Here is a 21,536-nt window from a genome sequence, read left to right as displayed (position 1 = left end):
GACACGTTCCGGACGCAGCCACCGGGTCCCCGCCTGCCCGGCCGGTCCTGATTAGTGTTGATCTGCCCGTTCCGTCCTCTGAACCGCGAGCCGCGATGCCCACCGAAACGTCCCCGCCGTCCAGCCTCCCGCGCCGCCTCCTGACCGTCTGCGCCGCCCTCCTGGTGATCCTGCTGACGGCCGCCGCGTGCGCCCTGACCTGGGACGTCCTCCGCGCTCTCGCCGAGGCGGGCCGCGTCGACCGCGCCTGGTCGCCCGTCTACCCGGCCGCCGCCGACGCTCTCCTCGTCCTCACCCTCCTGTCCCTCCTGGCAGCCCGGCACGGCCGCTGGTGGAGCCGCGCCATCCGCTGGACGCTCCTGCTCGTCCTGCTGGCGGGCCTCTCCTGGACGGCCGTACAGCACGCCGTGTGGGGCTACGCGTCCCTTCCGGCCAAGCCCCTGCGCGGCGCGGTCGCCGTGGCCCCGCACGTCATGCTCCTGATCGGCGTCTGGCTGTGGCTGACCACCCTCCGCCTGCTGAGGCGACCTTCCCGGGTCTCCGTCTCGGATGCGACGCCCGCGGATCCCGTCCCGCACGAGTCCCCGCTGGACCACCTCTTCTCCCGCGACACCGACCCCCAGGACGCCTCGGCTGAACCCTCAACCGACGAGCCCGCCCCCTCGGCGTCCCACCTGGACCAGCCGGACCCCGCGCCCGAGGAGCCCGAGGACGAAGACGGGCGCACCGAACGCGTCCCCGCCCCGCCGACCGAGCCCGCAGGCAGGCCGCTCGCCCCGTACGACACGATGGCCCTCTCATCCGAGCCGGCCATCCTCTCGGAGCCGTTGACCGGCAGAGTGACCACGGACGCGAGCGTCCCTTCGACCTCGTCCACAGATCACACGACCTCGAAGGCTCTCGCTGCCCCGGCCTCGGCCATCCGTCCAGAGAAAGCCCAGGCAGAAGACCCGCACGCGACTCCGCGTTCCAACGCTCCGGCTTCCGCCTCACCCGAAGCCGGCACAGCAAACCCCTCACGCTCTACCTTCGAGGAGGAAGCCCGGGCCGCCTCCGAGCCCTCCCAACCGCGCCTCCAGCAGAACGCGCCCCTCCCGCCCAGTCACCAAGAGACGGCCGAGGCCCCCGATACGGCCGAGGGACCGCATCGCGGGCTACCCGCAGCCTCGGAAGCGCCCCACCCCCGAACTCCAACGGAACAAACCTCGCCGGAACAGGCCGCCGAAGACAGCACTCCCACAACCAGGGAGTACACCACGGGCTCGACGGAACCCGAGTCCGCGCAGGCCAACACCGTGCCCGCCAGAGAGAACATCCGCTGGCTGGAAGACCCCACCCCGCTGGAAGAAGACGATCTGACCTCGCCCCAAGCCGTCGACCCGTTGACGCAAGAAGACCCCTCACCAACCGAGCCCACGGCCCCAGACAACGCCGCCTCGACCGCACCTCACCAGGAAACCGAGCCCGCCTCACACTCCTCCACCTCCGAGGACACGCCACCCGCGGACAACAACGAGGCCAAGTCGGAGGACACCCCACCTTGGGGCTGGCACCCGCCATCGAGCACCCTCCGAAGCTCCCCCACCCCACCCGCCGACTAGCAACTCTGAAAGCGGCCAGCCCAGACGATGACCGCGGCCACCTCCAGCAGGCCGAGTGGCCGTCCGTAAGCTCCACTCCGCCCCGGCACGGCGTGCGTTGGCACAGCAGCACTGCGTCACGAACTGCGCGGGACGCGGAATCAAAGGGACGCGCGGCCCGCGCTGCCGAGCCGACGGGAGATCGCGCCTGCCGCCGTCTAGGCAGCCGGGCGTCCAAGCTTCAGAACGCCCGAACGGCGGCACAAACGTGCAGGGGCACAGCAGCACGGACGTGCGCCAATAGCTTGGCCAGGGCGAGGGTCATGACATCGAGTGCGGCCTTGGACATGGCGTAGTCGATCGCCCTGGGCATGGCCGCGCCCCGGGTCAGCATGGTGCCGACGGTGATAATCCGTCCTCCGTCGCGCAGGCGGGGCAGGGCTTGCTGGGTAGGTGCGGGACGTCCGGTGGCAGTAGCACGGATCTGCGCGGGCACCGCGGCACGGACATGCACGGGCACCCGGACACGAACCCACGCCAGAGCAGCGGCACCGACCTGGATTGGCACCGCGGCACAGCAACACGGACATGCGCAGGCACTACGGCACGAACGTGCACGGGCGGCGCGGCACGAACGTGCACAGGCGGCGCGGCACGAACGTGCACAGGCGGCGCGGCACGAACGTGCACAGGCGGCGCGGCACGAGCATGCGCCGCCGCGGCACCGCGGCACGAACATGCACGGGCACCGCAGCACAGCGGCACAGACAAGCGCGGGCACCGCGCCACGGACATGCACGGCCAACGCACCAAGAACGTGCACGGGCACCGCAGCACAGCGGCACGGACATGCGCGGGCAGCGCACCACGGATGTGCACGGGGACCGCAGCACAGCGGCACAGACAAGCGCGGACACAGCGGCACCGCGGCACGGAGCTACGCGGACACAGCGGCGGCGCTTGAATGGGTGAGGCGCACGTCTAGACGGCGGAGGTCGTGCTTTGCGGTGTCTCGGCATGGGAGGTCCAATCCTCAGGGTTCGGACAGTGCCCCGCGTCGTCTGGTAGACCCGTGCGCCGACACATGGCGCGTGGCCGGAGGGCCAGAGGCGCATGGTGGGGCGGGCGTCGGTGAGAGAAGAGCTCCCTTCTGTGGGCGCTTGGGCGAGGCGGAACGACTTCGCATTCTGACGGGCAGGGTGGTGACGGAGACCGTCTGGACGTCGGATTGGTCCGCCGGGGTGGGTTCTGTGGTGGGGGCGTTCGCACCTCGGGGTGGCTTGAGGTTCTGGACTGGGTTGTTGGTTGTGGGTGGCATTCGCGCGGGAGCGAGGGCACGGGGAGGGGTGGGGTGGGGCGCGGCCAAGTGGGGCAGGTGTCGTCCTTGGTTGGCACTTTTGGTGTCTGGACAGGGCGGAATGGTCGGATGAGGGCGGGGGCACGGGGTATCTCTTCGGGCATGGGTCAACTGTTCGCTGGTCTCGTGGACGACGCGGCGCTGTTCCCACCTGCTCGGGAGCCGTTGGAGAGAGCACTGCCCGCCTATCGGGAGGCGGCCGGGGACGCGGTGATCGGACGGTTCCTGTGTCCGGCGTCGCGGGTCGCTGAGCTGCGGACACACCTCCTGCCCGACGACCATCTCGATCTCGTGGTGATCGCGGACACCGGGATGGACGGGTTGCCGAAGGCGTTGGAGGACGTGGCCGCCGAGCCGCGCGTCCGGCTGCGCGGGATCGAGGTCGCGCTCCCTGAGGACGCCGACCAGGCGCGGGCCGCGACCGTCACGATCGCGTCGCTGCCGACGGAGGTTCCGGCGTTTCTGGAGGTCCGGCGGACGACCGGGTGGCACATGGTGATCGACGGGATCGCCGCCGCCCACGAGGCCGGAGCCACGGTCGGGGCGAAGCTCCGGACCGGCGGGGTGACGGCCGACGCCTTCCCTTCGCCCGCCGAGGTCGCGGCGTTCGTGGGTGCCTGCGTCGAGCGCCGGTTGCCGTTCAAGTGCACGGCGGGCCTCCACCATGCCGTGCGGCACACAGATCCGGAGACGGGGTTCGTCCACCACGGCTTCCTGAACGTCCTGCTGGCGGCGGCGGATGGCGGAAGTGTCGAGGACCTGGAGATGGTCAATCCGGTGGCTGTCACCGTGCGGATCCGGGCCCTGACCGACGAGCAGCGCGAGACCGCTCGCCGGATGTTCACCGGGTTCGGCTCCTGCGACATCGACACCCCTCGTTCGGACCTCGCCGCCCTCGGCCTCCTGTGAACGAAGGCCCCTGCCCGCGTCCCGCACGACCTTCTTCTTCCTCTTCTGGCCATCCGGTCCGCGTCGGATTCGGCGCGTGCTCCGGTGACGCCTGCGAATGCGGGGCCGGCTGGTGGCCGGCGTCTCTGGAGCGGACGGGGTCGGAGGCGGAGAGTAGGCCGGGTGTGGGGGTTGGTCGGGGCGGGTGGGCGGTGAAGGATGGATGGCATGACTTGGGTTGAGGTCGACCAGGACAGCGGCTTTGGCATCGAGAACCTGCCCTACGGGGTCTTCCGGCGGGACGGGGCGGACGCGCGGGTCGGGGTCGCGATCGGAGACCTGGTGCTGGACCTGGCCGGGCTCGCCGCCGACGGCTTGGTCGAAGACCGCGGGTGGTTCGGCACCGGGTCGCTCAACCCGTTCATGGCGGCGGGCCGGGCGGCCTGGACGACCAACCGGGCCAGGCTGCGGGAACTGCTCACGGACGCGTCGCAGCGAGAGGCCGTGTCGCCGCACCTGGTGCCGGTCGCGGACGTGGAGCTGCTGCGGCCGTTCGAGGTCGCCGACTACGTCGACTTCTACTCGTCCGAGCACCACGCGACCAACGTCGGACGGATCTTCCGGCCGCAGGGTGAGCCGCTGATGCCGAACTGGAAGCACCTTCCCGTCGGCTACCACGGGCGGGCGGGCACGGTGTACGCGTCCGGGACGCCGATCGTGCGGCCGTGTGGACAGCGCAAGGTCGCGCCCACCGATGCCGCCCCGTCGTACGGGCCGTGCCTGAAGCTCGACATCGAGGCGGAGGTCGGATTCGTCGCCGGAGTCCCCTCGACGCCGGGACGGCCCGTCACGCCGCGCGCGTTCCGCGATCACGTCTTCGGGTTCGTCCTGGTGAACGACTGGAGCGCGCGGGACATCCAGGCGTGGGAGGCCCAACCGCTCGGGCCGTTCCTCAGCAAGTCGTTCGCCACGTCGGTCTCGCCCTGGGTCGTGCCGGTCGAGGCGCTCGAAGCGGCGCGGGTCACGCCGCCCGCACAGGATCCGGCGCCGCTGCCCTATCTGCGAGTGGACGAGCCGTGGGGACTCGACCTGCGGCTGGAGATCCTGGTCAACGGCCAGGCCGTCTCCCGTCCGCGCTTCGACGGCATGTACTGGACGCCGCCGCAGCAGCTCGCCCATGCGACGGTGAACGGCGCGCCCCTGCGCACCGGAGACCTCTTCGCCTCCGGGACCGTCTCGGGCCCCCGCAAGGAGGAGCGCGGCTGCCTGCTTGAACTCACGTGGAACGGCGCGGAGCCGCTGGAGCTGCCGGACGGCTCGAAGCGCATGTTCCTCGAGGACGGCGACACCGTCACCATCCGGGCGACCGCGCCGGGCGCGAACGGCACCACGATCGATCTCGGCGAAGTGACGGGAACCATCAGCCCCGCCAACTGCTGAACGTCTCATGCGGTCGAGTCTGCGCCGTAGGGGTATCGCCGGGCGAAGTTACCCACAGGTTGTGGATAACTTCGGCCGGGCGTCGCGCGACTCGAGGCGGTGGGGGTGGCGGACCACGGCCCGCCAAGACCTGCGAGCCGTTGGGTTCGGGTGGGTCGGAAGCTGCCGGGGAGGTGCAAGGAAGCAGTGTCGGGGCACGAATCTCGCGCGCTGAACGCTCGCGCCCCAGTCGGATCGGCTGGTGGGCTGAACGTTCGGGGAGCATCGCACCGCCCGGGGCGCTGGACATTCGGGGCGCAGTCGCGCCATCCGGGGCGCTGAACACTTGGGGCAGCCCAGTCACGTCGGCTACGGCGCTGAACACTCGGGACCCAGTCGCGCCGCCTGGGGCGCTGAACACCCATGGCCGCCCAGTCACGTCGGCCACGGCGCTGAACGCTCGGGACCCAGTCACGTCGGCCGGGACGCTGAACGCTCGGGACCCAGTCACGTCGGCCGGGACGCTGAACGTTCGAGGCGGAGTCGCGTCGGCTGGGGCGCTGAACATTCGGGGCGAGGTCGCGGCGGCCGGAGTGGCCGTACGGGGTCGCTGGAGTTGGTGCAGCTCTGTGAGGGTCAGGCCGCGTGCTTGGGGAAGACCAAGGCGTTGGCCAGGGCGGCCAGGCCCTCGCCGCGGCCGGTCAGGCCCAGACCGTCCGTGGTGGTGGCGGAGAGGCTGACGGACGCGCCGTTCAGGGCCTCCGACAGGATCTTGGCGGCCTCGTCGCGGCGCTTGCCGATCTTGGGGCGGTTGCCGATGACCTGGACCGCGACGTTGCCGATCAGCCAGCCCGCCTCGTCCACCAGGCGGGCCGTCTCGCGCAGCAGCGTGGCGCCGGACGCGCCGGACCACCGGGGGTCGGCCGTCCCGAAGACCTTGCCGAGGTCGCCCAGCGAGCAGGCGGACAGCAGGGCGTCGCAGATGGCATGGGCGGCGACGTCGCCGTCGGAGTGGCCTTCGAGGCCGGGACCCTCGCCGGGCCATTCGAGGCCCGCCACCCAGAGGGGACGGTCGGCGTGGGAAGCGAACGGGTGGACGTCGGTTCCGACGCCCACCCGTGGAAGCTGGTGACTCACCTGATCAGCTGGCCAGCACCTCGTCGAGGAGGGCCTCCGCCTTGTCCTCGTTGGTCTTCTCGGCGAGCGCGAGCTCGCTCACCAGGATCTGGCGGGCCTTGGCGAGCATGCGCTTCTCGCCGGCCGACAGGCCCCGCTCCTTGTCCCGGCGCCACAGGTCGCGGACGACCTCGGCGACCTTGTTGACGTCGCCGGAGGCGAGCTTCTCCAGGTTGGCCTTGTAGCGGCGCGACCAGTTGGTGGGCTCTTCGGTGTAGGGTGCGCGAAGCACCTCGAACACCTTCTCCAGGCCTTCCTGGCCGACGACGTCACGGACGCCCACGTCCTCGACGTTCTCGACCGGAACCTGAACTGTCAGGTCGCCCTTGTCGACCTTCAGGACCAGGTAGGTCCTTTCCTCACCCTTGATGGTGCGAGTCTCGATGGCCTCGATCCGAGCAGCCCCATGGTGGGGGTAGACGACGGTGTCGCCGACCTGGAAAGTCATGTGACAAGTACCCCTTCCGCTAGAACCAGCGTAGCACGGAACTCGGGGTGACCGCACCGACCTTCTCGACAAATCCGCAGGTCAACCCCCTAATTGGGACCTTGACAAAGCGACTTGATAGTGCCTCCCGGGCACGTTTACCACAGTCGCGGAACGCCCGGGCCGGGTCGCGGCCGGGAGCACATCACCCCTTGTCACCGCACGTCCGGGCATGATCACGAATGGGTCTCGAAGCCGGTCGCGGGGCAATTGCCGATCCTGACGAGCAGTTCCGCCTCTCCCCCCTGTCAGGCGGCGTCCCGCGGCCCATACTGGGAGGTGAACATGCCGGGCGGTGCGGGTACAAAGCGTCAGAAAAAGAGCGAAAGGGGCGCAGCGGTCGGAGACGGTCCGGCGGACACGGGAAACGGGAGAGGTGCGGTGTGAGGCCAGACGGCGACCCCGAGCACGACGACTACGGACTCCCCCACGTCGACGTCGTCGTGCCCGACGACGCCCGCGACCTGGACCGCGACGTCATCGCCTACCACCGCGAGCGGCGCCGGCTGCGGCGCCGCGCCCGGATCGACCGCCTCGTCCGGCCGTTCGCCCGCTTCGGCGTGGCGATCCCGATCATCACCGGCGCGCTGCTGATCGCGCTGGTCAGCGGGGTGCTGATGACCTCGCTCGGCACCCGCCCCGAACCGCGCCCCACCCGCGCCGCGCTCGCCCCGCACCCGTCCGCCCCCGTCGGCCGGAAGGGCGGCTTCCTCCCGGACGGCGTGGTCACCGTGCCGCCGAGCAGCAAGACCAAGCCGCTGAGCGACCTGCGGCCCGGCGTGGTCGCGGTCGTCCCGCCCAAGTGCTCGTGCGCGGCCCTGGTCGCCGACCTCGCCAAGCGCACCAGGGAGCTCAACGCCGGCCTGTGGCTCGTCGCCGACCGGCGCGGCTCCACGGCGTCCCCCACGGAGACGATCAAGTCCCTGCGCGCGCTCGCCGGCAGCGCCCACGACGGCGATCCCATCGTCCTGGACGACGCGAAGGGCGTCCTGGCCGGCCACTACGCCACCAGCCCGGACGGACGTCCCGCCACGGGCCTCACCGCCGTGTTCGTCGGCAACGACGGGGTGGTCTCCGAGATCCGCACGTCCCCGCAGCCGGGACCGGAGCTGAGCACCCTCATCGCCGCCACCACCGGCCAGGGCACCTGACCCCTCGAACCAGGCCCCGCCGATCTGGCCAGGCCCCGCCTCCCGGCGCACATGGCGGGCCCCCAGGCTCCGCCGGCCGGCGCACATGACGGGTCTCCAGGCCCCGCCCCCGCGCACATGACGGGCACCAGGTCGCGCCGCCCCGGGACGGCCAGGACAGCGGGCGGCGGGCTACTGCGATTTGCCTCACGCCTTGGCGGGCGGGGCCTTCCGGGCGCCGGCGGTCGCGTCCGCCGCTAGTACCGGCGGCGGGCATGATGGGACGGCTCGGACGATCGGCGGACGATCTCTGACATCGGACGGGAACGGGACCCCCGGCTCCGTATCACCCCCGCCGTCTCGCTAGGCTGCCCTTCGGCGTTCGCACACGCCGAACCCCCGACCGCCTGCAACCCCCTTTTTTCCGAGGAGATCGTCGCCGTGATCCGAAACAGCCGTCGAGTGGTCGCGCTCGCCTTCGCGGGCGCCGTCGCCATGGCGCCGGTGCTCGCCGGCTGCGGTGCCGGCGAGGAGCCTCAGACCGCGGCGCCGACGCAGCTGACCGAGGGCGTCAACGCCTCGGTGCCCAAGACCGACCCGGCCAGGGCGCAGGTCGACATCCGCAACATGTTCCTGCTCGGCCCCGAGCCGGAGAAGGCGCTGGCCGCCGGTTCGTCGGTGCCGCTGTACGCGACGCTGATCAACCAGGTCCCGGGCCGCGCGGACCGGCTCGTCTCGGTCAGCGCGCCGGAGTTCGGCCAGGCCAAGATCGCCGCCGACGGCGTGGCGCTGCCCGCGGCCAAGGAGCGCGGCATGGGCTCCGCGGTGTCGCTGCTCGGGACGGCCCAGGCGCCGCAGGCCACCCCGTCGGGCAAGCCGGCCGGCGCGAAGCCGGGCAAGCCCGGCGCCAAGCCGTCCACGGCCACCCCGACCACGCCGACGACCGGCACCCCGAGCACCCCGGCCTCCGGTTCGCCGAGCGCCCCGGCCTCCGGCGCTCCGAGCGCTCCCGCGTCGGGCACGCCGAGCAGCCCGGCCGGCGAGTCGCCGACCACGCCGCCGACCGGCGAGACCGCTCCGGCGACCGGCGCCAAGGGCCCGCTGGTGATCCTGCCCCAGTCGAACAAGCAGCTGGTGGGCGGCGAGACCATCCAGGTCACGCTGCAGTTCGAGAAGGCGGGCTCCATCACGCTCGCCGTCCCGGTGATCCCGCGGCAGAACGAGTTCAGCACCTACGTCCCGGTTTCGCAGGGCGTCCCGTTCACCCCGGTTCCGACCGCGCCGACCGGCAGCGGCGGGCCGAGCGGTGTGCCGAGCACCCCGGCGACCCCGGACACCGAGCCGACGGGTTCGGCCCACCCCACCAAGTCCGGTGAGCCGCACACCACCGAGACCCCGGCCGCCTGACCCGAGCGCCAACGAGAACGGCCCGTGTCGCGTCCTGAGGACGCGACACGGGCCGTTTCGCATTCCCGCCCAACCAAGGAGAGCCTTGGCCGGGCACGTGCCGAAGCCTGGCTGCAAGGGCGTCCCCCGACCTGACGGACTGCGCCGCCTCCAAGGGCTGCGAGCTGCCCGCGCGCCCCGGACGGCGTGAGCCGGAACGCCAGAGGCCGCCGACGCTGGTGTCGGCGGCCTCTGGCGTTCCTCCAAGCCCTTCCGGCACAACTCATGCCGCACAGCGGCGCTCCGGCTGGCCGTTGCAGGTAAAGCCGCGTGGCCCGGATGTGCCCTCACCGGTCGCACGGCCTTGGCTAGGGCTCCAACTTGCTTCTACGGCAACGGGCTGGGGATTGGCGGTCCAGCGGACCCTACGACGCGACGGGGCACACCGAGCATGTGCCCTGCATGTGCCCTCACAGCCGAGGCCGAGAGAGAACATGCAGGTCACAGCGGGTCTGCTAGGGCTCGAACTTGTAGCCCAGGCCGCGGACGGTGACGATGTGGCGCGGCGTGGACGGGGTGTCCTCGATCTTGGCGCGGAGGCGCTTGATGTGGACGTCGAGGGTCTTGGTGTCGCCGACGTAGTCGGCGCCCCAGACGCGGTCGATGAGCTGCATGCGGGTCAGGACGCGGCCCGCGTTGCGGAGCAGGACCTCCAGGAGCTCGAACTCCTTGAGCGGGAGCTGGACCGAGCCGCTGTTGACGCTCACGACGTGCCGCTCGACGTCCATGCGGACCGGGCCCGCCTCGAGGACGGCGGGGGCGAGCTCCTCACCGGCGTCGCCCTGGCGGCGCAGGACGGCACGCATCCGGGCGATCAGCTCGCGGGTGGAGAACGGCTTGGTGACGTAGTCGTCCGCGCCGAGTTCGAGGCCGACGACCTTGTCGACCTCGCTGTCCTTGGCCGTGAGCATGATGACCGGGACGTTCGACTTGGCGCGCAGCTCCCGGCACACCTCCGTGCCGGGCAGCCCCGGCAGCATCAGGTCGAGCAGGACGAGGTCGGCGCCGTTGCGCTCGAAGATGTCCAGCGCGTCCGGGCCGGTGGCCGCGACGGCGACCTCGAAGCCCTCCTTGCGCAGCGTGTACGACAGGGCGTCGCTGAAGGACTCCTCGTCTTCCACGACGAGCACACGGGTCACTGTTCTGCCTCCCGGGCGGTTCTGGGCCCGAGCGCGGATCTCATCGCGTCCGGTCCTCGGGGGTCGGGTGGGAAGTGCGGCCGTGGGCGGCCGACAGAGCGCTCGCGTCCGGACGTGGCGCGTCCGGTCCGCCGCTCGCGTCGCCGGGGTCGCCCGGGACGTCACTGGGGGTCTCGACGCCGGAGGTGACCGGCGGGTAGGAGGGGTTCAGCAGGGGCAGCCGGAGCGTGAAGGTGGAGCCGGAGCCCTCCTTGCTCCAGACCGTGACCTCGCCGCCGTGCTTGCTGGTGACGTGCTTGACGATCGCCAGGCCGAGGCCGGTGCCGCCGGTCTGCCGGGAGCGCGCGGGGTCGACCCGGTAGAAGCGCTCGAAGATCCGCTCCAGGTCGCCGTCGGGGATGCCGATGCCCTGGTCGGTGACGGTGATCTCGACGTGCTGGTCGTCGGTCTGCCGGGTCGCGACCACGACGCGGGTCTTCTCCGGGCTGTAGGCGACGGCGTTGTCGATCAGGTTGCGCAGCGCGGTGACCAGGAGCTCCTCGTCGCCGCGGACGCGGAAGCCGTGCCGGCCGCCCGCGATCAGCTCGATCTCCTTGGAGGCGGCGCGGATCTGCGAGCGGTCCAGCGACTCCTCGATCACCGTGTCCAGCTCGACCGGGTGCAGGTCGTCCAGCGGCTCCTCGCCCTGGATGCGGGAGAGGGTCATCAGGTCCTGGACGAGGTTGGTGAGCCGGACCGACTCGTGCTGCATCCGCCCGGCGAACCGGCGGACGGCCTCGGGGTCGTCGGCGGCGGCGTCCACGGTCTCGGCGAGCAGCGACAGCGCGCCGACCGGGGTCTTCAGCTCGTGGCTGACGTTGGCGACGAAGTCGCGGCGGATGGCCTCCACGCGGCGCATCTCGGTGAGGTCCTCGGCGAGGACGAGCACCAGGCCGTGGGAGCCGAGCGGCGCGACCCGGACGGCGAACCAGCGGCCCTCGGCGCGCGAGCGGGACCGGGACGGACCGACCTGGATCTCGGTCTCCCGGATCTCCCCGTCGCGGCGGACCAGCCGGGCCATCGCCAGCAGCTCGTCCACGACCAGCCGGTCGTCGCTGACCAGGCCGAACGCGCGGGCGGCCGAGCTGGCGCGCAGCACCCTGTCCTCGGCGTCCACGACGACGGCCGACGATCTCAGGACGCTCAGCACCGACGCTATCCCCGGCGGCAGCCCACCCTGGGGCTGCGCCGGAGGCACGGTCCGCTGGGCACGCTCGCTCACCCGTACCGCCAATCCCGTCGCGAGTCCGATCGCGAGCCCGGCGAGCCCGGTCAGACCTGCGACAACCTCGACCTCCACATCTTGGATCGTAGGTGGCCGACAGGGCCGCCCCACACCACGGGGGCGCCGGGGAGGGAGCCGTTAGCCCAATGTTCACCTCCCTATCCACATCGGTTCACGGTGGTCGGGCAGGGTGTGGCGTGGGCGAGTACGTCCCGTCCCCCCGGTCCGCCGACGACACCGCCACGGCGGTCCCGCCACGCGGGCACCGCCAGAAGTACCGCCGGAGCGGAGCCGCCCGGGCGGTGCCGCCACGCACGACCGGCCGGTCCCCACGGTCCGGCCCTCCCCGAAACCCGAGGATCTTCAATTGCGCGACGTCTACCACGAGGAACTCGACTCCCTCTCCGCCAAGCTGGTCGAGATGACGCGGCTGGTCAGGTCGGCGATGTCCCGCGCGGTGACCGCGCTGCTGGACGCCGACCTGCGGCTGGCCGAGGAGGTCATCACCGCCGACGAGCTGGTCAACAAGATCGACGCCGAGATCGAGGAGACGGTGTTCGACCTGATGGCCCGGCAGCAGCCGGTCGCCGGCGACCTCCGAACGCTGGTCACCACGCTGCGGATGAGCAGCGACCTGGAGCGCATGGGCGACCTCGCCGTGCACATCGCCAAGACCGCCCGCCGACGGCACCCCGAGTCGGCCGTCCCGCCGGAGCTGCAGTCGACCGTCCTGGAGATGGGGCAGATCGCCGAGCGGCTGATCGCCAAGGCGGGCTCGGTGATCGCGTCGCGGGACGTCGAGATGGGTCTGGAGCTGGACGCCGACGACGACGCGATGGACCGGCTGCACCGCCGCCTGTTCGACATCCTGCTGTCCCCGAAGTGGAAGCACGGCGTCGAGCCGGCCGTGGACATCACCCTGGCCGGGCGGTACTTCGAGCGGTTCGCCGACCACGCCGTCCACGTCGCGGAGAACGTCGTGTACCTGGTCACGGGCCAGCGTCCGCAGGAGATCATCGACGCGAGCTGAGCATAGAGAAGCCCGCCGCGTCCCTTCCGGAAGGGACGCGGCGGGCTTCGCCGTTTCTCGCGCTCGGGCGCTACGCCACGCTTCGCCGGCGGACGCCTGTGCCGGGCGCGGGCGCTACTTCTTCTTCTTGGTCGCGCCCTGGTTCTTGACGGCCTCGATGGCGGCCTTGGCGGCGGCCGGGTCGAGGTACTCGCCGCCGCGCTTGAGCGGGGCGAAGTCGTCGTCCAGTTCGTAGACCAGCGGGATGCCGGTGGGGATGTTGAGGCCGACGATGTCCTCGTCGGAGACGCCGTCCAGGTGCTTGACCAGGGCGCGCAGCGAGTTGCCGTGCGCGGTGACCATGACCGTGCCGCCGTTGGCCAGGTCCGGGACGATCGAGTCGTACCAGTAGGGCAGCAGGCGGTCCACGACGTCCGCGAGGCACTCGGTGCGCGGGATCAGCTCGGACGGCAGGGACGCGTAGCGCAGGTCGTTGACCTGGGACAGCGGGTCGTCGTCCTTGATGGGCGGCGGCGGGGTGTCGTAGGAGCGGCGCCAGATCATGAACTGGTCCTCGCCGTACTCCTCGCGCGTCTGGGCCTTGTTCTTGCCCTGCAGCGCGCCGTAGTGCCGCTCGTTCAGCCGCCAGGACCGGCGGACCGGGATCCACAGCAGGTCCGCGACGTCCAGCGCGATGTTGGCCGTGCGGATGGCCCGCTTCAGCAGCGAGGTGTGCACCACGTCGGGGGTGATGTCGGCGTCGAGCAGCAGGTCGCCGCCGCGCGTCGCCTCACTCTCGCCCTTCGCGGAGAGGTCCACGTCCACCCAGCCGGTGAACAGGTTCTCCGCGTTCCACACACTCTCGCCGTGCCGCAGCAAAACCAGGGTCGCCATGGCACCAGAGCCTAGCGGGCGTGTCCGCGCGGTCCTGCACGAGGCCGGAGCCCGCCGACGTGACTCCGGGCACCGGAGGCGGGCAGGTCAGCAGGGGCGTCGCCGCGGTTCCATACGGAACCGGGTGGACGTCGGTCAGCGGTTGTCCGGATCGGCGAAGGAGGCGAAGGCCCGCAGGTTGGCCAGCGACTCACCGCGCTTGACCCGCCAGTCCCATTCCTTCTGGATCGATGTCTTGAACCCGCGCTCCAGTGCCTTGTCGAAGTTCTCGTCGGAGTAGGTGAGGACGCAGCCCAGAAGCCGGTCGATCTCGTCCGGGGTGACCGACTGCAGGGCGACGCGGCCCACGATGTAGACGTCGCCGACCTCGTCCAAGGCGAACGACATGCCGTACATGCGGCCGTTGCGCTCCAGCAGGAAGCGGTAGAACTCGGCGTGGTTCTCGTCCGGCTGGCGGCAGAAGAACGCCTCGACGTGCAGGCTGTGGTCGCCGACGATCAGCCAGGTCATCGTGGCGAGCTTGTGCTGCCCGGGGAGCTTGACGAAGAACGCGCCGTCGCGCGGGACGCTGTACTCCAGCTCGGCGGACCGCAGCGTCTCCTCGATCACCTTGACCGGATCGTCCGCGGCGCTCCGGACGGGGCCGTCCGGGTCCGCGGGGGTCGCCGGGACGTCGTCTCGTTCGCCGTGGCTCACCGGGCCATCTCCTTCACCATCGCCTCACGGGTCGTCGCACCGGTATACACCTCGAGCAGGCGGTCCACGGTCGCGTCCCAGCCGAACGACTGCGCGTGCCGGACGGCGCCGCGGGCGAGCCGCAGGTGGGTGCCGGGTTCGGCGTACAGGCGGCGCAGCACCGACGCGTAGTCGGCGGGGTCGTGCCCCTGGACGAGGACGCCGGACTCACCGTCCCGGACGGCGGTCAGCAGCCCGCCGACCGCGGCGGCGACGACGGGCGTCCCGCACGCCTGGGACTCGACGGCGACGAGCCCGAACGACTCGTTGTGGGACGGCACGACGGTCACGTCCGCGGCCCGGTACCAGTCGGCGAGCTCGCGCTGGGGACACGGAGGTTCGAACCGGACGACGTCGGCGATGCCGAGCTCGGCGGCGAGCCGCTGCAGCTCCTCGGGACGGCAGCGGCCCGCGCCGGACGGTCCGCCGACGACCGCGACGACCAGCTTGGAACGCAGGGCCGGGTCGTGCCGCAGCATGATGGCGACGGCGCGGAGCAGCACGTCAGGGGCCTTGAGCGGCTGGATGCGGCCGACGAACAGCAGGACGAAGGCGTCGCGGGGCAGGCCGAGGCGGCGGCGTGCGGGGCCGGTCCGGTGCGGGAGCAGGCCGGTGCCGCGCGCGATGACCGGCGACTCGGGCCGGAACGTGGAGAGGTCGACGCCGGGGCTGACGGTGGCGACGCGGGACGGGTCGGCGGCGTAGAGCCCGGTCAGCTCGCGGGTCTCCTTGGCGGTGTTCGCGACGAGGTGGTCGGCGGTGTCGACGATCTGCTGCTCGCCGTTGACGCGGAGGGCGGGCTCGGGGGTGTCCCCGGCGGCGAGCGCGGCGTTCTTGACCTTGGCCATGGTGTGCATGGAGTGCACGAGCGGGACGCCCCAGCGCTGCTTGGCGGCCCATCCGGCCTGGCCGGAAAGCCAGTAATGGGTGTGGATCAGGTCGTAGTGGCCCGGCTCATAGGACGCCTCGGTGCGCAGCACTCCGGAGGTGAATGCGCACAGGTGCCGGGGCAGCTCGCCCTTGTCCAGCTCCTCGAACGGCCCGGCGACGACGTTCCGGACCAGGACGCCGGGGGCCAGCTCGGTCACCGGCGGCAGCGCGCGGGACGTCGCGCGGGTGAAGATGTCCACCTCGACACCCCGCTCGGCCAGCCGCTTCGCGGTCTCGACGACGTAGACGTTCATGCCGCCCGCGTCCCCCGTGCCGGGTTGGTCCAGGGGCGAAGTATGCAAACTGATCGTCGCAACTCGGTTGATACGACCCGACAACGGACACCACCTCCGGTAGTGCAACCTATCGACCGGTCCGACTGTTCCCCGCAGGGAGGCGGCGACCCTGTGACCTCCGTCCCCGGGGCCGTCTGGGAAGCTGTGCGGCATGCGTAAGACGGCGGTAGTGACCGGAGCAAGCAGCGGAATCGGGGCGGCCACGGCGCGGCGGCTGGCCGCCGAGGGGTTCGACGTCGTGGCGGCGGCGCGCCGCCGGGACCGCCTCGACGCCCTCGTCAAGGAGATCACCGAGCAGGTGCCGGGCGCGGGCCGGGTCGCCCCGGTGACCCTGGACGTGACGTCGCAGGAGTCGGTGGACGCGATGGCGGCGGCGCTCGACTCCTGCCACGTCCTGGTGAACAACGCGGGCGGCGCGATCGGCCTGGAGTCGGTGGCCGACGCCGACCCGGCCGACTGGCAGGCGATGTACGACACCAACGTCCTCGGACTGCTCCGGGTGACCAAGGCGCTGCTGCCGAAGATGATCGAGTCCGGCGCCGGACACGTGGTGAACATCACCTCGCTCGCCGCGCACGTCGCCTACGAGGGCGGGGGCGGCTACAACGCCGCCAAGCACGCCGCCTACGCGGTGAACGAGGTCATGCGGCTGGAGCTGGTGGACCGGCCCGTCCGGATCACCGAGATCGCGCCGGGCCTGGTGAGGACCGAGGAGTTCAGCCTCGTCCGGTTCCGCGGTGACAGCGAGCGCGCCGGGAAGCCGTACGAGGGCGTCCCGGAGCCCCTGGTCGCGGCCGACGTCGCCGACTGCGTCGCCTGGGCCGTCACCCGTCCCGCGCACGTCAACATCGACCGCATCGACGTCCAGCCCCGCGTCCAGGCCGCCCCGCACAAACTCCACCGCGAGAGCTGAGCGAGAGCGACTTCTGAGGCGGGCCGTCGGTCAGCGGGGTGGGGCGACGGCCGCCCAGGGGAGGGTGAGCTCACCCAGCCGCCAGCGGCCCCTTCCGCCGTAGGGAGGGGTGGCGCAGACCGGATGGCTCGCCGCCAGGTGCTCGACGGCGGCGATCCAGCGGGCGCGGGCGCCGAACACCGACTGCGGCGCGGCGACCGCCCACGCCCGGTCGAGATCGGCGAGCAGGGCGTGCACGGCCTCGCCCTCGACGTTGCGGTGGATCAGCGTCTTCGGCAGCCGGGGCGCGAGGTCGGACGGACGGTCCAGCGACGGCAGGTGGGCGGCGAAGGTGATCGTCCGAGGGCCGGTGCGGTCGAGCGTCACCCAGACGGCGCGGCGCCCGACCTCGTCGCAGGTGCCCTCGACCAGCACTCCGGCCGGGTCGAGCCGCGCGGTCAGGTCCTCCCATGCCCGCCAGGCGGCGTCCTCGTCGTACTGGCGGAGCACGTTGAACGCGCGCACGAGCGTCGGGGGACGATCCACGGGCAGCTCGAACCCGCCGCGCCGGAACGACAGCCCGGGATAGCGTGCCTGGACGGCCTGACCTGCGGCAACGCGGTCAGGCTCGATCTCGATGCCGACGACCTCGACGGCGGGGGCGACCGCGCGCAGCCGCGCGTGGAACTCGATCGTGGTGATCGGGGACGCCCCGTATCCGAGGTCCACGGCCAGCGGCCGGGGGACGGCGCGCAGCAGGCGTCCCTGGGTGGCGGCCGTCCACCGGTCCGCTCGGCGGAGCCGGTTGGGGTTGGTCGTGCCCCGGGTCACCTCCCCCTGGGGTCTCGTCGCGCGCGCCACGACGTCGATTGTCGCCCGCCCGATGACCGAACCGGATTCGGTTGTCGTAAGTGTTCGGTTACGGTGATCTCCCGCCCGTCCGCGCCCGAGGGAGACCACATGCCCGCGCCCGATCCCGCGCACGAGCCCACCCCGAACACCGGAGCAGGGACCGCCTCCGAGCCGCCCGGGCCGGGGACGGGTAGTCAGGTCGGTGTGCGGATGCCGGTGGAGGACGACCAACTCGACCTGGCCTCCCTGCTCGAGGCGATCGCGGCGGCCGTGCCCGAGCGGGAGTGCCTCGTCTGGCACGGCGAGGACGGTCGGCGCTCGCGGACATGGCGAGAGATGGTCGAGCGGAGCCGCCGGCTCGCGCGCGTCCTGCGCGCGGACGGCCTCGGACGGCACGGCCGGGCGACCGCGCCTTGGGAGTCGCCGCATGACCACCTCGCCCTCTACCTGCACAACGGCCCCGAGTACCTGGAGGGCCTGGTCGGCGCGCACATGGCACGCGTCGCGCCGTTCAACGTCAACTACCGCTACACCGGCGACGAGCTGGCACGGCTCTTCGAGGACGCCCGTCCGCGCGCGGTGATCTACCACGCCCGGTACGCCCCTCAGATCATTGAAGCCCTGGAGCGGACCGGTCTCCAACCGCTGCTCCTCCCTGTGGACGACGGGACCGGAACCCCGCAGCCGCCGAACGCGCGCGCGTACGAGGCGGCCCTGGCGGCGTCGTCGGGAGACCCGCTGGAGGTCGTCCCCTCCCCTGACGACCTGCACATCCTCTACACGGGTGGGACGACCGGCCTCCCCAAAGGCGTGCTGTGGCGGATCGGCGACCTCATGACAGGTCCGCTGGGACTGCGCCACCGCGACCACACCGCCATCACCGATCTGGACGAGGCGGTCGCGCGGGCCGTCCGGTCGAGTGCGCGGGTGCTGGTCGCGCCGCCGCTGATGCACGGGGCCGGGACGTGGTCGGCGCTCGGCGGCTGGTGCGCGGGCGGATGCGTCGTCTTCCCCACCCGCGTGGACGGCCTGGACGCGGCCGACCTGCTCACCGTCGCGGAGCGCGAGCAGATCACCCGGATCCCTCTCGTCGGCGACGCCTTCGCACGCCCGATCCTGGCGGAACTGGAACGCCGCGGGGGGACGAGGCTCACGGGGCTGCGGTCGTTGCTGAACTCGGCCGCCGCCATCAGCCCCGAGGTGAAGGGGCGCCTGCTGGAGCTGCTTCCCGGGGTCCGGATCGTGGACGTGCTCGGGTCGTCCGAGACCGGTTTCCAGGTGACGCGGCAGGGCGCCGAGGACCGGCCGTTCACGGCGGCGCCGGGCGCGGTCGTGCTGAGCGCCGACCGGTCCCGCGTGCTCGCGCCCGGCGAGGACGAGCTCGGCTGGCTCGCCAAGGGCGGCACGATCCCGCTCGGCTACCTCAACGATCCCGACAGGACCGCCGCCACGTTCGTCACCGTGGACGGCACGCGGTTGTCCGTCGCCGGGGACCGCGCCCGGATCCTCCCCGACGGCACCGTCCACGTGCACGGACGCGAGGCCACCACGATCAACACCGGCGGCGAGAAGGTGTTCGCCGAGGAGGTCGAGGCCGTGCTGCGCGCCCTGCCCGGAGTGGCGGACGCGCTGGTCGTCGGGCGTCCGAGCGAGCGCTGGGGCAGCGAGGTCGTCGCGGTCGTGCGGCCGGCCGCGCCCGGGGGCGGCCCGTCCGACGCCGAGCTGCGGGCGGGCTGCGCCGGCCGCCTGGCCCGCTACAAGATCCCCAAGGCGTTCGTCCGGACGGACGCGTCGCTCCGCCTGCCCAACGGCAAGGCCGACTACACCGCCGCCCGAATCCTGTTCGGTCAGGTCTTCCCTCCGGGGCGTGCGGCGGGTGATGCTGGCGGGATGCCGGACCTCAACGCGCTGCTCGCCGACATGGCCGCCGAGGCCGCGTCCCTCGACGCGCTCATCGCACCGCTCGACGCCGCCGGGTGGGCCACCCCCACACCCGCCGAGGGCTGGACGATCGCCCACCAGATCGCCCACCTGACCTGGACCGAGGAGCACGCCCTGCGTGCCGCCACCGACCCCGAGGCGTTCCAGGCGAACCTGCCCCGGATGGAGGACGTGGACCGCGCCGCCGAAGAGGGCGCGCGGCTCGCCCCCGACGAACTGCGCGACCGCTGGCGCAAGGGCATGGCGGAACTGGGCACGGCGCTCGCCGCGCTCCCGCCCGGGACGCGGCTGCCGTGGTTCGGTCCGCCGATGGCGGCCGGGTCCATGGCGACAGCGCGGATCATGGAGACCTGGGCGCACGGCGAGGACGTCGCGGAGGCGCTCGGCGTGAAGCGGGCCCCCACCCACCGGCTGCGGCACGTCGCGCACATCGCCGTCCGGGCCCGCGACTTCGCCTTCCACAACCGGGGCCTGACCCCGCCCGCCGAGGAGTTCCGCGTCGAGATCACCCCGCCGGACGGCGGCGAGCCGTGGACGTGGGGACCGGAGGACGCGGCCCAGCGCGTGTCCGCACCCGCGCTCGACTTCTGCCTGCTGGCGACCCGCCGCCGCAACCGCTCCGACGTCTCGGTCACCGCGCGCGGCGCGGACGCCGAACGCTGGCTGGAGATCGTCCAGACGTTCGCCGGCCCGCCCGGCGCGGACCGTCCGCCACGCGCCTGACCTCGGGCGCAACCGGGGCGCGCGGGCAGGTGATCTTCGGCACCTTGTGTTGCTTTTGGCTGGTCAGGGGATAGGACTGAAGCATGACCATCCTGATCGCTTTCGACGGTTCCGAGGACGCGCGGACCGCCGTCGAGTTCGCCGCCCGCACGCTCCGTCCCGCGCCCGTCGTCGTGCTGACCGTCTGGGAGCCCCTGCTCAGCCAGATCAACTGGGCCCCGCTCGCCGCCGCCGGGGCGCTCGCCGTGGACACCGAGACCGACGAGTGGCCCGAGGAGGAGCAGGCGCGGCGGCTCGCCCTGGCCGGTGCGGAGATCGCGCGGAAGGCCGGGTTCGAGCAGGTCGAGGCCCGCTCGGCGCGCACCACGGGCCCCATCTGGGCGGGCATCGTGGACGTCGCGGACGAGCTCGACGCCGACGTGATCGTGACCGGTTCGCGCGGCCTCGGCGGAGCCCGGTCGGTGATCCTCGGCAGTGTCTCCACCCGCGTGCTGCACAAGACGCACCGCGCCGCCCTGGTCGTCCCGCCGCCGAAGAAGGACTGACCCGCCGGCGGGCGGGCCGCGAGGCGGACTCTGGCCGACAGGGTGTGGGAAATGTGCGGGTTCGCCGGGCTGGAAGTTGATCTGTCGCCGTTCGCCCGTCTATCCGGCTGGCGGCGAGACTCACGTAGAAGGCATTGGTTCCTGGCATTCCGGGCCGTATGGACGGCGACTATGACCCGGAGGTGCCATGAGCCTGCCCGACGGGACAGCAGCGCCTGTCCGACACGCCCGAGAGCACTATCCGCCCAGTGATTTCAGAGCCTTCTCGAAGGCGGTGTAGGCGTCCTCGGTGAACAGAACGAACCGGACGTCCTCCACCTTCGTCGGAGTGGCCGCGACGGTGTTCACGGCGACGCGCGCGGCGTCCTCCACGGGCCAGCCGTAGATCCCCGCGGACACGGCGGGGAAGGCGATCGAGGCGACCTCCAGCTCGTCCGCGACGCGCAGCGACTCGCGGAAGCAGGACGCCAGCAGGGCCGAGCGGTCCTCGGAGGCGGAGTAGACGGGACCCACGGTGTGGATGACCCAGCGGGCGGGCAGGCGGCCGGCCGGCGTGGCGACCGCCTGGCCGGTGGGCAGCCCGCCGGCGTAGTGCGAGGCCCGCAGCCTGCGGCACGCCTCCAGGATCTCCGGTCCGCCGCGGCGGTGGATCGCGCCGTCCAGGCCGCCCCCGCCGAGCAGCGAGGAGTTGGCCGCGTTCACGACCGCGTCCACGTGCTCCTCGGTGATGTCGCCGCGCACCAGAGTGATCTTCATCGCTTCCCCTTCGCCCCTGACGGCGTTCCGGCGCCCGGGCGACCGCCGTGCCGGCCGGGCGGGCCGTCCTCTGATCC

20 protein-coding genes are annotated in these 21,536 nt (G+C 72.2%); 9 read left to right on the top strand and 11 right to left on the bottom strand.

Annotation, left to right across the window (positions count from 1 at the left end):
- Nucleotides 1–95: 95 nt before the first annotated feature.
- Nucleotides 96–1,601: a hypothetical protein gene (locus tag DZF91_RS06155; protein WP_117356516.1), complete on the top strand. Its 1,506-nt coding sequence runs from the start codon at nucleotides 96–98 to the stop codon at nucleotides 1,599–1,601.
- 220 nt (nucleotides 1,602–1,821) lie between these two features.
- Here the strand turns inward: DZF91_RS06155 and DZF91_RS40980 are convergent, their stop codons facing one another.
- Both DZF91_RS40980 and DZF91_RS39500 read right to left on the bottom strand, forming a co-directional pair.
- Entirely contained in the window at nucleotides 1,822–1,974 is a 153-nt protein-coding gene (locus DZF91_RS40980; protein ID WP_199486444.1) for a hypothetical protein, read from the bottom strand.
- A 205-nt stretch (nucleotides 1,975–2,179) separates the two neighbouring features.
- Complete coding sequence (locus DZF91_RS39500) at nucleotides 2,180–2,323, bottom strand: hypothetical protein (RefSeq protein ID WP_158587863.1); 144 nt, start codon at nucleotides 2,321–2,323, stop codon at nucleotides 2,180–2,182.
- Nucleotides 2,324–3,039: 716 nt separating this feature from the next.
- Here DZF91_RS39500 and DZF91_RS06145 point away from each other — a divergent pair.
- Nucleotides 3,040–3,846, top strand: a complete 807-nt coding sequence (locus tag DZF91_RS06145; RefSeq protein ID WP_147341016.1) for a hypothetical protein — start codon at nucleotides 3,040–3,042, stop codon at nucleotides 3,844–3,846.
- Between the two features lie 207 nt (nucleotides 3,847–4,053).
- Nucleotides 4,054–5,265: a fumarylacetoacetase gene (fahA, locus tag DZF91_RS06140; RefSeq protein ID WP_199486443.1), complete on the top strand. Its 1,212-nt coding sequence runs from the start codon at nucleotides 4,054–4,056 to the stop codon at nucleotides 5,263–5,265.
- Between the two features lie 615 nt (nucleotides 5,266–5,880).
- On the opposite strand, the gene ispF is transcribed toward fahA, so the two are convergent.
- Both ispF and DZF91_RS06130 read right to left on the bottom strand, forming a co-directional pair.
- A complete protein-coding gene (gene ispF, locus DZF91_RS06135) occupies nucleotides 5,881–6,360 on the bottom strand; it encodes a 2-C-methyl-D-erythritol 2,4-cyclodiphosphate synthase (protein ID WP_199486442.1) in 480 nt (159 codons plus the stop codon).
- Between the two features lie 25 nt (nucleotides 6,361–6,385).
- A complete protein-coding gene (locus DZF91_RS06130) occupies nucleotides 6,386–6,868 on the bottom strand; it encodes a CarD family transcriptional regulator (protein ID WP_026414839.1) in 483 nt (160 codons plus the stop codon).
- 422 nt (nucleotides 6,869–7,290) lie between these two features.
- On the opposite strand from DZF91_RS06130, the gene DZF91_RS06125 reads away from it, so the two are divergent.
- Both DZF91_RS06125 and DZF91_RS06120 read left to right on the top strand, forming a co-directional pair.
- The gene (locus DZF91_RS06125) at nucleotides 7,291–8,058 is read left to right on the top strand and encodes a hypothetical protein (protein ID WP_117356512.1); all 768 of its coding nucleotides are present in this window, start codon (nucleotides 7,291–7,293) and stop codon (nucleotides 8,056–8,058) included.
- Nucleotides 8,059–8,478: 420 nt separating this feature from the next.
- Nucleotides 8,479–9,444 carry a hypothetical protein gene (locus tag DZF91_RS06120; RefSeq protein ID WP_147341015.1) on the top strand — a complete coding sequence of 322 codons (966 nt, stop codon included), beginning with the start codon at nucleotides 8,479–8,481 and terminating at the stop codon, nucleotides 9,442–9,444.
- A gap of 494 nt (nucleotides 9,445–9,938) precedes the next feature.
- On the opposite strand, the gene DZF91_RS06115 is transcribed toward DZF91_RS06120, so the two are convergent.
- Together DZF91_RS06115 and DZF91_RS06110 are read right to left on the bottom strand one after the other, a co-directional pair.
- Nucleotides 9,939–10,622, bottom strand: coding sequence for a response regulator transcription factor (locus tag DZF91_RS06115; RefSeq protein WP_117356510.1), 684 nt, complete (start codon nucleotides 10,620–10,622; stop codon nucleotides 9,939–9,941).
- A 40-nt stretch (nucleotides 10,623–10,662) separates the two neighbouring features.
- The gene (locus tag DZF91_RS06110; protein WP_117356509.1) at nucleotides 10,663–11,961 is read right to left on the bottom strand and encodes a sensor histidine kinase; all 1,299 of its coding nucleotides are present in this window, start codon (nucleotides 11,959–11,961) and stop codon (nucleotides 10,663–10,665) included.
- A 292-nt stretch (nucleotides 11,962–12,253) separates the two neighbouring features.
- On the opposite strand from DZF91_RS06110, the gene phoU reads away from it, so the two are divergent.
- Nucleotides 12,254–12,916, top strand: coding sequence for a phosphate signaling complex protein PhoU (gene phoU, locus DZF91_RS06105; protein ID WP_117356508.1), 663 nt, complete (start codon nucleotides 12,254–12,256; stop codon nucleotides 12,914–12,916).
- Between the two features lie 114 nt (nucleotides 12,917–13,030).
- Here the strand turns inward: phoU and DZF91_RS06100 are convergent, their stop codons facing one another.
- The 3 genes from DZF91_RS06100 to mshA form a co-directional block, all read right to left on the bottom strand.
- On the bottom strand, nucleotides 13,031–13,789 hold the full coding sequence (locus DZF91_RS06100) for a phosphoglyceromutase (RefSeq protein ID WP_117356507.1): 759 nt from the start codon (nucleotides 13,787–13,789) through the stop codon (nucleotides 13,031–13,033).
- A gap of 135 nt (nucleotides 13,790–13,924) precedes the next feature.
- On the bottom strand, nucleotides 13,925–14,398 hold the full coding sequence (locus tag DZF91_RS06095) for a type III secretion system chaperone family protein (RefSeq protein WP_117356526.1): 474 nt from the start codon (nucleotides 14,396–14,398) through the stop codon (nucleotides 13,925–13,927).
- 83 nt (nucleotides 14,399–14,481) lie between these two features.
- Entirely contained in the window at nucleotides 14,482–15,792 is a 1,311-nt protein-coding gene (gene mshA, locus DZF91_RS06090) for a D-inositol-3-phosphate glycosyltransferase (RefSeq protein WP_235834116.1), read from the bottom strand.
- Between the two features lie 109 nt (nucleotides 15,793–15,901).
- On the opposite strand from mshA, the gene DZF91_RS06085 reads away from it, so the two are divergent.
- On the top strand, nucleotides 15,902–16,663 hold the full coding sequence (locus DZF91_RS06085; RefSeq protein WP_117356505.1) for an SDR family NAD(P)-dependent oxidoreductase: 762 nt from the start codon (nucleotides 15,902–15,904) through the stop codon (nucleotides 16,661–16,663).
- Between the two features lie 30 nt (nucleotides 16,664–16,693).
- Here the strand turns inward: DZF91_RS06085 and DZF91_RS06080 are convergent, their stop codons facing one another.
- Nucleotides 16,694–17,473: a class I SAM-dependent methyltransferase gene (locus DZF91_RS06080; protein ID WP_235834115.1), complete on the bottom strand. Its 780-nt coding sequence runs from the start codon at nucleotides 17,471–17,473 to the stop codon at nucleotides 16,694–16,696.
- 129 nt (nucleotides 17,474–17,602) lie between these two features.
- Here DZF91_RS06080 and DZF91_RS42900 point away from each other — a divergent pair, with 129 nt between their 5' ends.
- Both DZF91_RS42900 and DZF91_RS06070 read left to right on the top strand, forming a co-directional pair.
- Complete coding sequence (locus DZF91_RS42900) at nucleotides 17,603–20,158, top strand: TIGR03084 family metal-binding protein (protein ID WP_147341014.1); 2,556 nt, start codon at nucleotides 17,603–17,605, stop codon at nucleotides 20,156–20,158.
- Nucleotides 20,159–20,241: 83 nt separating this feature from the next.
- Nucleotides 20,242–20,703, top strand: coding sequence for a universal stress protein (locus DZF91_RS06070; RefSeq protein ID WP_117356502.1), 462 nt, complete (start codon nucleotides 20,242–20,244; stop codon nucleotides 20,701–20,703).
- Between the two features lie 237 nt (nucleotides 20,704–20,940).
- Here DZF91_RS06070 and DZF91_RS06065 read toward each other — a convergent pair whose 3' ends face one another.
- The gene (locus DZF91_RS06065) at nucleotides 20,941–21,459 is read right to left on the bottom strand and encodes an O-acetyl-ADP-ribose deacetylase (protein ID WP_117356501.1); all 519 of its coding nucleotides are present in this window, start codon (nucleotides 21,457–21,459) and stop codon (nucleotides 20,941–20,943) included.
- Between the last annotated feature and the right edge of the window lie 77 nt (nucleotides 21,460–21,536).

The sequence above is a fragment of the Actinomadura logoneensis genome (assembly GCF_003428695.1).
GTDB classification, from domain to species: domain Bacteria; phylum Actinomycetota; class Actinomycetes; order Streptosporangiales; family Streptosporangiaceae; genus Spirillospora; species Spirillospora logoneensis.
This window is presented reverse-complemented; position numbering and strand designations above follow the sequence as displayed.

Bases quoted from the DNA above. Each gene is read 5' to 3' on its own strand.
- DZF91_RS06155 (WP_117356516.1), top strand. From the start codon at position 96: ATGCCCACCGAAACGTCCCCGCCGTCCAGCCTCCCGCGCCGCCTCCTG.
- fahA (WP_199486443.1), top strand. From the start codon at position 4,054: ATGACTTGGGTTGAGGTCGACCAGGACAGCGGCTTTGGCATCGAGAAC.
- DZF91_RS06145 (WP_147341016.1), top strand. From the start codon at position 3,040: ATGGGTCAACTGTTCGCTGGTCTCGTGGACGACGCGGCGCTGTTCCCA.
- DZF91_RS06070 (WP_117356502.1), top strand. From the start codon at position 20,242: ATGACCATCCTGATCGCTTTCGACGGTTCCGAGGACGCGCGGACCGCC.
- DZF91_RS42900 (WP_147341014.1), top strand. From the start codon at position 17,603: ATGCCCGCGCCCGATCCCGCGCACGAGCCCACCCCGAACACCGGAGCA.
- DZF91_RS06085 (WP_117356505.1), top strand. From the start codon at position 15,902: ATGCGTAAGACGGCGGTAGTGACCGGAGCAAGCAGCGGAATCGGGGCG.
- DZF91_RS06130 (WP_026414839.1), bottom strand. From the start codon at position 6,868: ATGACTTTCCAGGTCGGCGACACCGTCGTCTACCCCCACCATGGGGCT.
- DZF91_RS40980 (WP_199486444.1), bottom strand. From the start codon at position 1,974: ATGCTGACCCGGGGCGCGGCCATGCCCAGGGCGATCGACTACGCCATG.
- DZF91_RS06065 (WP_117356501.1), bottom strand. From the start codon at position 21,459: ATGAAGATCACTCTGGTGCGCGGCGACATCACCGAGGAGCACGTGGAC.
- DZF91_RS06100 (WP_117356507.1), bottom strand. From the start codon at position 13,789: ATGGCGACCCTGGTTTTGCTGCGGCACGGCGAGAGTGTGTGGAACGCG.